At 55.7% G+C, this 3,633-nt stretch carries 1 protein-coding gene and 1 pseudogene; one reads left to right on the top strand and one right to left on the bottom strand.

The window, feature by feature from the left end; translation table 11 throughout:
* The coding region (locus ACFFAR_RS27915; protein ID WP_174364961.1) for a carboxylesterase family protein at positions 1-1,442 on the top strand (1,442 nt) is incomplete at its 5' end.
* 971 nt (positions 1,443-2,413) lie between these two features.
* Here the strand turns inward: ACFFAR_RS27915 and ACFFAR_RS27920 are convergent.
* A pseudogene (locus tag ACFFAR_RS27920) lies at positions 2,414-3,633 on the bottom strand (IS1182 family transposase); the annotation flags it as partial.

Below are 3,633 nucleotides of genomic sequence, written 5' to 3' on the forward strand. Positions count from 1 at the left end.
GGATTCCCTATGCCGCCGCTCCCGTGGGAAACCTGCGATGGAAAGAGCCTCAACCGGCACAGAAGTGGACTGGCGCGCGCGACGCCACCACCTTCGGTGCAAAGTGTTGGGCGGCCGCGGCATTCGGTGGCCCGATTAGCACTGATGGCGTGAGCGAAGACTGCCTGTTTCTGAATATCTGGAGTGGCGCGAAAACCCGAGGCGCAAAACTGCCTGTCATGGTGTGGCTTCACGGTGGCGGATTTCAGTTCGGCACCGGGTCGGACGACAGTCTGGATGGTACATCGCTCGCAAAGAAAAACGTCGTGATGGTGACGATCAATTATCGCTTGGGCGTATTCGGACATCTTTCAAGACCGGATCTTGATGCGGAGTCGAATGGTCACAAGTCGGGGATGTATGGCATTGAGGATCAGATCGCGGCGCTCAAGTGGGTCAAGGATAATATTGCGTCGTTTGGCGGCGATCCTGCCAACGTGACTGTATTCGGTGAATCGGCCGGCTCTCATGCAATCGGCTTGCTGATGGCGTCGCCCTTGGCGACCGGACTGTTTCAGAAAGCGATTGGCGAAAGCGGCGCGTTCTGGGAAAGCGAACATGGCGAAATGAAGCCGTATGCCGATGCGCAGGCGATGGGAACCGCCCTCGGCACCCAGATGAACGCGCCCACACTTGATCAGTTGAGAGCCGTCCCGGCTTTGACACTCGAGACGGCAACCAATTGGACTTTCGCCACCGATCCTGGCTTAACCAACTTCTCACCGATCGTGGACGGCTATGTTCTGCCGGAAAATCCCTATGTCCGTTTTCTCAATGGTCGTCAAAACGATGTGCCGCTGTTGGCAGGATGGAACTCCGATGAAGGTCTCGCGTTCTTCAACCGTGCGCTTCCGCATACGACGATTCAGTCCTACACGAGTGCCGCCGCAACTGAGTTCGGTCCATCGAACGTGACCGCGTTCGAGCAGGCGTACCCTGCCAGTTCAATCGGGCAAGCGACGCAATCAGCACAGGCATTGATCGGGGACCAGGTGATCAAATACCAGACTTGGGGTTGGGTTACGCAGCAACAGAAGACGGGACATTCAGCGGTATTTGTTTATCATTTCGAGCAGACATCGGCGTATAACCCGGTCGCCACGCATGCGACGGAGGTGCCATATGTGTTCGGCAACCTGACGCCCAATGGAAACGTGACGGCAAGCGCGCAGGATTTGGCTGTGTCCGACACCATGCAATCGTACTGGACGAATTTTGCTCGGTCGGGAAACCCGAACGGGGCAGGGCTGCCACAATGGCCGCAATACACCGGCGCCGGCAGTCAGACTATGCGAATCGGTAATGTGATACAGCCTGGCCCGGAGGAGGGAACCGAACGATTCCAGTTTCTGGATAAATTTCGGGCGAAGGGCCTAATTTCGGTGAGTCAGCCGCCGCTTTGATGAAGCGCACCACCCTGTTGATATGAATTGGCTGAAGTTGCGAAAGTCTGTCATAAAAATTCGGTAGTGCTCTTCGTCCAAACCGCCAAGTCCTGCCTCAGTTAAGCATTAAATCATGGACGCGTATGATCTTGTCGCCCACATGCGCTTATCCATACGCAGTCCACGAGCCGTTATGCCACCAAAACCACGCGTGGCGTTATAGACGCCCATGCCGAGTGTTTCTCCGAGGCGTAAGCCGGAGTGACGTTCGTCAACCATTTTCGATACCGCTCCACTGATACGAACTGCCCGACCTTTTAACGCCAGCAAGTCGATGCTTTGCGTGACTCGAATGCGGCAAAGCATCTCGGGTGCGATTGTCGAGTTGCGAAGGTGTCTTGCTAGCGGCGCCATTGCTTCGGGTCCGCAGTTTACTGAAACTGAGCCATGTCCTCACCAAGGAGTGCGCATTGAAAGCAGTGGTCTTCGACGGGATCAGTGACATTTCGCCCGATACGGTATCCGATCCGACCATCACAACACGATCTCGACGCAACCGTAAAGCGCACTTCCAGTGTCATCTGCGGTTGCGTGTGGTCCGCGAGCCGGACGCAACACCAAGCACTCTTCGCCAGCCCAACCAGAACACTGAAGAATTAGGCGCGAGATCTATACCGTTCAGGTTGAGGGTACGCTGACCAGTGCAACCTGCGTCCCTTGATGGATGATGTGGGGTTCGGCGATAACGTAGGCGCGTTCATGAGTTTGTGCTCCATGAATGGATGCATTCATGATGCCGCCTGTGCGCACTCAGTACGCTCCAGTTCTTGTTTTGTTACTCTTTTTCGGGTGAACATCCGATATCCCCGCCTTGCAGTTGCTGACATGGACGAGGGCGCTTCCGAGGGAGTGGGCCGTCGGGCGGCAGCCGGCCCAGACCGTGTCAAAAGGCGTAACGGCGCAGACTCTGACGACACCTGTTCTCGCGGCTTCATGTTGTACGCAAGCACGTGCAGCTCATTTCAGTGCTTATCCGCTTGATCGTTCGCGTTAAGAAATGCGTGGCTCCCATCCAAGCCTTGATTGTGCCGAACGGATGCTCGACGGTTTGTCGTCGGATACGCATCATGTCGGGACTGTGGTCAAGACGGATTTGCATCTCATCGAGAACCTCTTCGTGTTCCCAGCGCGTCACCCGGCGTTGTATGCTCGGCGTGCACTTGTCCTTTAACGAACACTGCTGGCCGTTCGAACTCCAGTAACGATGCAACTTTAGCTCGCGCTCGATCGTCACGTAGCGCCATGTGAGACGCTGTCCCGCTGGGCAGCGATACTCGTTCGCCTCGGCATCGTAAATGAAATCGCCTTTGCTGAAGCGACCGTGAGCCGTCGCGCTCGACGTCACCGTCTTGGGAACGTACACGGTAACGCCAGCTTGGTGACACGCGAGTACCTCCTCGCTTTTGTCATAACCTCTGTCCGCAGCTGCCGTGAGCTTCTCGACGCCCGTCTCGTTACGCGCGAGCGTCGCCATCGACAGGAGTTGATCCCGATCAATGCCGCTATTGGTGATCTCGTGCGCGACGATCAAATGGTCCTTTGCATCGATTGCTACCTGGACGTTGTAGCCGACGACGCCGGTTCCTCGCGTCTTCATTGAGCGCGCGTCCGGGTCGGTAAGCGACACTTGCTGGTCTGGCGTCGCGTCGAGTTGAACTTCGACTTTCTCAAGGATTTGCATCTGCTCTTTGAGAGCCGCGATCTTGTCTTGCAACCGTTCAGTCTTCACCTTCGCGATAGTAGGTTCCTTGCGATCGGCGGTGTCCATTTTCACCAGATAACGGCTGATGCTTGCCTCGATATCCTTCATTCGCCGTTCTGGTTTTGCGCTCGTGAAGTTGCGATCGTGATGGTTCACTGCCTTAAACTTGCTGCCGTCTATCGCAGCGAGCGCTTCGGCGAAAAGGTCCAAGCGTTTTCATAGCATGACGAACTGACGACAAGCGTTGCGGATCGCTTTGCCGTTGTCTTTGCGAAATCGCGCAATAGTCTTGAAATCCTTTGCCAGGCGGCCCGTGAGCCACATCAATTTAACGTTGCGCTGGGCCTCGCGTTCAAGGCGGCGACTGTATTGAATACAGTTCAGATAACCGAAAAATGTAGATCTTAAGCATCACCTCAGGATGATACGAAGGCCGACCAGTCAGCG

Origin of the sequence: uncultured Caballeronia sp. (assembly GCF_964243625.1) — a bacterium.
In the GTDB taxonomy this organism is placed as follows: Bacteria; Pseudomonadota; Gammaproteobacteria; order Burkholderiales; family Burkholderiaceae; genus Caballeronia.